Genomic DNA, 6,514 nt, shown 5'->3' with positions numbered 1-6,514 from the left:
GGGCGGGCCCTGCTTGCCTGCGCGGGTAACCTGCTTGCGCGCCTCTTGGGGTACGGCGGCGCCCACCCGCCCCCCCCCCCCCCCCGGCGGGGGGGGGGGGGGCCCCCCGCCCCCGCGCCTCCCGTCCGTCGTGGGGGTGCGTGACTACTCGCCGCGCAGCTCCAGGTACTTGGCGATGAGCGCCTTGGTCGACGAGTCCTGCGACGCGAGCGCGTCCTGGTCACCGTCGACGGCCGGGGCGATCTGCAGCGCGAGCTGCTTGCCGAGCTCGACGCCCCACTGGTCGAACGAGTCGATGCCCCAGATGGTGCCCTCGGTGAACACGATGTGCTCGTAGAGCGCGATGAGCTGGCCGAGCACGCTCGGGGTGAGCTCCGGCGCGAGGATCGACGTCGACGGCTTGTTGCCCGTGAAGGTGCGGGCCGCGACGATCCCCTCGTCGGTGGTGCCCTCGGCGCGGACCTCGTCGGCGGTCTTGCCGAACGCGAGCGCCTTCGTCTGCGCGAAGAAGTTCGCGAGGAACAGGGCGTGGACGTCCTGGCCCGGCTGCACGGCCTTCCCGTCGCCGGACTCGTCCTTCAGCGGACGAGCGGGCTTCGCGACCGTGATGAAGTCCGCCGGGATGAGCCGCGTGCCCTGGTGGATGAGCTGGTAGAACGCGTGCTGGCCGTTCGTGCCCGGCTCGCCCCAGAAGACCTCGCCCGTGTCGGTCGTGACGGGCGTGCCGTCCCAGCGGACGCGCTTGCCGTTCGACTCCATCGTGAGCTGCTGCAGGTACGCGGCGAAGCGGTGCAGGTACTGCGTGTAGGGCAGGACCGCGTGGCTCTGCGCGCCGAGGAAGTTCGTGTACCAGACGTTGAGCAGGCCCATGAGGACGGGGACGTTCTGCTCGAGCGGCGTGGTGCGGACGTGCTCGTCGATCGCGTGGAACCCGGCGAGGAACTGCTGCCAGTTCTCCTTGCCGATGGCGATGACGACGCTCGTGCCGATGGCCGAGTCGACCGAGTAGCGGCCGCCCACCCAGTCCCAGAAGCCGAAGGCGTTCTCCGGGTCGATGCCGAACGCGGCGACCTTGTCGAGCGCGGTCGAGACGGCGACGAAGTGCTTCGCGACGGCGTTCGACTTCTCGTCGTCGCTCGCGTCGGTCAGGCCGAGCTCCGCCCACAGCCACTGGCGGGCCAGGCGCGCGTTCGTCAGGGTCTCGAGGGTGCCGAAGGTCTTCGACGCGACGATGAAGAGCGTGGTCTCGGGGTCGAGGTCCGCGGTCTTCTCGTAGATGTCCGCGGGGTCGATGTTCGAGACGAAGCGCGCCTCGAGCCCGGCCTGCACGTAGGGCTTGAGGGCCTCGTAGACCATGACGGGGCCGAGGTCCGAGCCGCCGATGCCGATGTTGACGACGGTCTCGATGCGCTTGCCCGAGACACCCGTCCACTCGCCGGAGCGGACCTTCTCGGCGAAGGCGTAGACCTTGTCGAGCGTGGCGTGCACGTCGGCGTCGACGTCCTGGCCGTCGACGACGAGCGCCGGCTCGATGCCCTCGGGACGACGGAGCGCGGTGTGCAGCACGGCGCGGTCCTCGGTGACGTTGATGTGCTCACCGGCGAGCATCGCCTGGAAGCGCTCGGCGACGCCGGCGTCCTTCGCGACCTGGAGCAGCGCGGCGAGGATGTCGTCGTCGACGAGGCCCTTCGACAGGTCGACGGTCAGGTCGGCGGCCTGGAACGTGTAGCGCTCGGCACGGCCGGGGTCGCTGTCGAACCAACCGCGCAGGTCGGGGGTGAATCCGTCGGCGATGCCGGCGAGCTTCTTCCAGCCGTCGGTCGATGTGGGGTCGACGGGAGCGGATTCGGTCACTTCGGTCCTCCTGGGTACCTTCTGGACGTACTGGACCGCGGGTCACCGCAGCGCTGCGTCGCGGACCACGTCCGAGCGTAGTGCCGCGGCGGTGTCCCCGCGCACAGGGCCGCGAGGTCCGGTCAGGGCGTGGGCGCGAAGCGGCGCAACCGCAGGCTGTTCGTCACGACGAACACCGACGAGAACGCCATCGCCGCACCCGCGAGCACGGGGTTGAGCAGCCCGGCCATGGCGAGCGGGATCGCCGCCACGTTGTACGCGAACGCCCAGAACAGGTTGCCCCGGATCGTCCGGAGGGTCGCCCGCGAGAGCCGGACCGCGTCGGCGACGACGGTCAGGCGACCGTTCACGACGGTGATGTCGCTCGCCGCGATCGCCGCGTCGGTGCCTGCACCCATGGCGATGCCGAGGTCCGCCGCCGCCAGTGCCGCGGCGTCGTTCACCCCGTCGCCGACCATCGCGACGCTGCGTCCCTCGGCCTGCAGCCGGCGGACGGTGTCGAGCTTCGACGCGGGCGTCGCCCGCGCGTGCACCTCGTCGATGCCGACCTGCGCGGCGACGGCGTGGGCGGCACCCTCGTTGTCGCCGGTGAGCAGCACCGGACGGAGCCCGAGCGCGACGAACCGGCGCACGGCCTCCGCCGCCTCGGGCTTCACGGTGTCGCCCACGACGACCGCGCCGAGCACGCTGCCGCCCCGCGCGACGAAGACCGCGGTCCCGCCACCCGCCTCCGCCGTGGCGACCTGCGCGGCCAGCGGCTCGGGCACGGTCAGGGCCCACGCCTCCGCGAGCCACCGGGCGGTGCCGACGACGACGACCTCGCCGTCGACGACGGCCTGCACGCCGGCCCCCGGCGCCGCGGTGAACTGCTCGGCGCCGGGGACCGCGAGGCCCTGCGCCCGGGCGGCTCGGACGACCGCGCGCGCGACCGGGTGCTCGGAGCCGTCCTCGGCCGCGGCCACCACGGCGAGCAGCTCGGCGTCGCGGAGACCGGCACGGGGAGCGGCCAGCACGGCGTCGACCCGCATCTCGCCGGTGGTCACGGTGCCGGTCTTGTCGAGCACGACCGTGTCCACACCGCGCGTGCGTTCGAGCGCCTGCGGACCGCCGATGAGGATGCCGAGCTGCGAGCCGCGCCCGGTCCCGACGAGCAGGGCGGTCGGCGTCGCGAGCCCGAGCGCGCAGGGGCAGGCGATGATGAGCGTCGCCACGGCGGCCGTGAACGCGGCGGTGAGCGAGCCGCCGACCACGAGCCACCCGACGAAGGCGAGCACGGCCAGGCCGATGACGATCGGCACGAACACCGCGGACACCCGGTCGGCCAGCCGCTGCACGGCGGCCTTGCCGGTCTGCGCGTCCTCGACGAGGCGAGCGGTGCGGGCGAGCTCGGTGTCGGCACCGACGGCCGTGACCACGACGACGATCCGACCGCCCTGGTTGATCGTCGCGCCGGTCACGTGTCCACCGGGGCCGACCTCGACCGGCACCGACTCCCCCGTCAGCATGCTGCGGTCGACGGCCGACGACCCCTCGCGCACGACGCCGTCGCTCGGGATCCGCTCGCCGGGTCGCACGACGACGACGTCGCCGACGACGAGGGACGCCGCCGGGACCCGGGTCTCGACGGGGCCGCTGGGGCCGCTGGGGCCGTCGCGCAGGACGGACGCGTCCTTCGCGCCGAGCTCGAGCAGGGCGCGGAGGGCGGCGCCGGACTGCTGCTTCGCGCGGGCCTCCATGTACCGGCCGGCGAGGATGAACACGGTCACGGCGGCGGCGACCTCGAGGTACAGGTCGCTCGCCTCGGGGTCGGTGGCGAACCACGAGAAGGCCATGTGCATCCCGGGCCGCCCGGCGTCGCCGAGGAACAGCGCGTACAGCGACCAGCCGAACGCGGCGAGGACGCCGACGCTGACCAGCGTGTCCATGGTCGCGGCACCGTGTCGGGCGTTCACCCACGCGGCCCGGTGGAAGGGCAGGGCACCCCAGACCGCGACCGGGGCCGCGAGGGCCAGCGCCGCCCACTGCCAGTTCGGGAACTGCAGGACCGGCACCATCGACAGCAGCACGACCGGCACCGCGAGGACCGCGGACACGACGAGCCGCTGGCGCAGGGGCGCGGCGGGGTCGACGGCATCGGCCCGGTCCGTGTCGTCCGCGCCGGCCGGCGGCTGCGGCAGGCGCACCGTCGCGCCGTAGCCGGCCGCCTCGACCGCGGCGACGAGCGCGGCGGGGTCGACCGCTTCCGGGTCCGTGACGGACACCTGTGCCTGCTCGGTCGCGTAGTTCACGGTCGCGCTGACGCCCGGCAGCTTGCCGAGCTTCCGCTCGATGCGGTTCGCGCACGAGGCGCAGGTCATCCCCGTGATGTCGAGGTCGACGACACCGTCGGTCACCGGGACACGACCTCGTACCCCGCCTCCGCGATCGCGCCGCGGAGGGCCTGGTCGTCGAGCGGGTGGTCGGCGGTCACGGTCACCGTCGAGGAGCCGCCCGGAACGAGGTCCACGGCGACGCCGGTGACGCCGTCCAGCTCGGACACCTCCTCGGTCACGCTCGTCACGCAGTGCTCGCAGGTCATCCCGGTCACGGCGATGGTCTCGGTGGTCATGGTGTTCCTTCCGGTCGGTGTGGGTCCGTGGACGTCTCGGTGACTAGGAGCGGACGAGTCGCGCGATGGCGTCGCTCGCCTCGCGCACCTTCGCGTCGGCGGCGTCCCCGCCCTCTGCGACGGCCTCCGCGACGCAGTGGCGCAGGTGGTCCTCGAGCAACGAGAGCGCGACGCGTTCGAGCGCTCGGTTCGCCGCGGAGATCTGGGTGAGGACGTCGATGCAGTAGGTCTCGTCCTCGACCATGCGCGCGATGCCGCGCACCTGCCCCTCGGCCCGACGCAACCGCTTGAGCAGGTCGTCCTTGTCGTCGATGTACCCGACGTGCGCGTGTTCCTGCATCCCGACCTCCGGTGTCGACAACAGGGTACCCCCACGGGGTATTCCGGGAGCGGTGGCGCTGCACCGGTGATCCCTGACGGACGGGAGGCACGCGGCCGGGCCCGCCACGCGCCTCCCGTCCGTCGCCCCCTCCACTCGGGGGCGGTGCGCTTAGCGGACAGGGCTGGCATGATGCGCAGATGGGCTCCTCGACGACGCACGGCTTCCGCCGGCTGCGCTTCACCGAGGACGACGGCGTCGACTACGCGCGCATCTTCTCGGCCGAGGTGAACGGCCGCGACCTCGGGACCGACACCTTCGTGACCGACGGCACGCGGTACGAGTACACGATCGTCGGCGACGAGGACGTCACGCTCCGCACCATGCGCTCCGAGAACGGTCGCCGCGGCGGGGTCATCGCGCCGCGGACCGACCACGTCGTCTTCTGGCTCACCCGGGGCCGACTCGAGATGCACTTCGCCGACCGCACCCGCGTGATCGAGCCGGGCAGCCCCTACATCGCCTCGGCGTCCGAGGCGTACCGGTTCGTGTCCGCGGACACGGTCTACAACGGCCTGCACCTGGCGGACCCGTTCCTGCGGTCCGTCGGCGAGGAGCTCGGCTACCGCCTGCCGGACGGACCGCTCCTGTTCGACCAGCAGGACGCGACGGTCGCGCAGCGCGAACCCCTTCGACGCCTCGTGCAGGACCTCGCCCCGGCGCTGCTCGACGACCGGGTGGTCGGGCCGATGCGCACCGCGCTCAACCGCCGCCTGGCCGTCGTGGTGCTCGACACCTTCCCGATCCGCAACCGCGGCGAGGACGTCCCCGTCGCGAACCGGCTGCGGGACGCCATCCGGTACATCGAGGCGCACGCCGACGACCGGCCGTCCGTCCCGGAGATCGCCGAGGCGTCCGGGCTCAGCCAGCGCGGGCTGCAGGACGTGTTCGCCCGGACGCTCGGCACGACGCCGAACCGGTTCCTGCGGGACCACCGACTCGACTGCGTGCGCCGCGAGCTGCTCCGCGCCGCCGGCGACGACGGCGTCACCCCGGTCGCGCGACGATGGGGGTTCACGAACCCCGGTCGGTTCGCCGCCGCCTACCGGGACCGGTTCGGCGAGGACCCGGCCGCGACCCTGCGGGCCTCGCGGGCTGCGCGTCCGGAGTCCGGACGGACGTCCTGGCGCGTCCGTCGGGCACTCGCGCACATCGAGGCGCACGCGGGTGGCGACCTGACCGTGGAGCAGATCGCCGAGGCCGCGGGCGTGCGTCCCCGGCGTCTGCAGCAGCTCTTCCAGGAGGAGTGCGGGCAGTCGCCGATGGCCGTCGTCCGTGCCGCACGGGACGCTGCGTCGCGCAACACGACGGCCGGTTCCGGCGTCCGGCGCTGAAGCGGCTCGGCCCGGGGTACACGGAGAACCGCCGTTCTGGCACCTTTCCTGGAAGACCTCTGGAACCCGTGACCGTCGCGTGACGAACCTCGGTGTCACCCCGTCTCATCCGTGAACAGCAACCGCTGGGAACGTGTCCCGGCGGGCATCGAGAGGAGCATGAACATGGCTGACACCACCACCCCCACCCCGGCCACGACGGCGACGCGGACGACCGGTTCGCACGCGAACGCGTCGGGCACTGCGGGCAAGACCACGATCGACGACACGGTCGTGTCGAAGGTCGCCGGGATCGCTGCGCGTGAGGTGAACGGTGTGCACTCGCTCGGTGGCGGTGCC

The 6,514-nt window shown here is 72.9% G+C and carries 5 protein-coding genes; 1 reads left to right on the top strand and 4 read right to left on the bottom strand.

Translation table 11 applies throughout. From position 1 onward, the window contains the following. Positions 1 to 144 precede the first annotated feature (144 nt). The 4 genes from pgi to AB0N84_RS16270 all read right to left on the bottom strand — a co-directional run bounded on the left by pgi (position 145) and on the right by AB0N84_RS16270 (position 4,802). Positions 145 to 1,854, bottom strand: a complete 1,710-nt coding sequence (pgi, locus tag AB0N84_RS16285; protein ID WP_069713599.1) for a glucose-6-phosphate isomerase — start codon at positions 1,852 to 1,854, stop codon at positions 145 to 147. Positions 1,855 to 1,976: 122 nt separating this feature from the next. Next, positions 1,977 to 4,247 (bottom strand): heavy metal translocating P-type ATPase, encoded by a 2,271-nt coding sequence (locus AB0N84_RS16280; protein ID WP_363548219.1) that lies wholly within the window; start codon positions 4,245 to 4,247, stop codon positions 1,977 to 1,979. Further along, positions 4,244 to 4,462, bottom strand: a complete 219-nt coding sequence (locus AB0N84_RS16275; RefSeq protein WP_069713600.1) for a heavy-metal-associated domain-containing protein — start codon at positions 4,460 to 4,462, stop codon at positions 4,244 to 4,246. Before AB0N84_RS16275 ends, AB0N84_RS16280 begins: the two co-directional genes overlap by 4 nt. 43 nt (positions 4,463 to 4,505) lie before the next feature. Further along, on the bottom strand, positions 4,506 to 4,802 hold the full coding sequence (locus tag AB0N84_RS16270) for a metal-sensitive transcriptional regulator (RefSeq protein WP_069713601.1): 297 nt from the start codon (positions 4,800 to 4,802) through the stop codon (positions 4,506 to 4,508). A 179-nt stretch (positions 4,803 to 4,981) separates the two neighbouring features. Here AB0N84_RS16270 and AB0N84_RS16265 point away from each other — a divergent pair, with 179 nt between their 5' ends. Beyond that, positions 4,982 to 6,175, top strand: a complete 1,194-nt coding sequence (locus tag AB0N84_RS16265; RefSeq protein ID WP_182048061.1) for a helix-turn-helix transcriptional regulator — start codon at positions 4,982 to 4,984, stop codon at positions 6,173 to 6,175. The last annotated feature ends 339 nt before the right edge of the window (positions 6,176 to 6,514 follow it).

The sequence above is a fragment of the Curtobacterium sp. NPDC089185 genome (assembly GCF_040685235.1).
Taxonomy (GTDB): domain Bacteria; phylum Actinomycetota; class Actinomycetes; order Actinomycetales; family Microbacteriaceae; genus Curtobacterium; species Curtobacterium citri.
Note: the sequence above shows the minus strand (reverse complement) of the source record. Positions and strands in the feature narration are given on the sequence as shown.

Excerpts from the sequence above, each read along its gene's own strand:
- AB0N84_RS16275 (WP_069713600.1), bottom strand. The coding sequence starts at position 4,462 with ATGACCACCGAGACCATCGCCGTGACCGGGATGACCTGCGAGCACTGC.
- AB0N84_RS16270 (WP_069713601.1), bottom strand. The coding sequence starts at position 4,802 with ATGCAGGAACACGCGCACGTCGGGTACATCGACGACAAGGACGACCTG.
- AB0N84_RS16265 (WP_182048061.1), top strand. The coding sequence starts at position 4,982 with ATGGGCTCCTCGACGACGCACGGCTTCCGCCGGCTGCGCTTCACCGAG.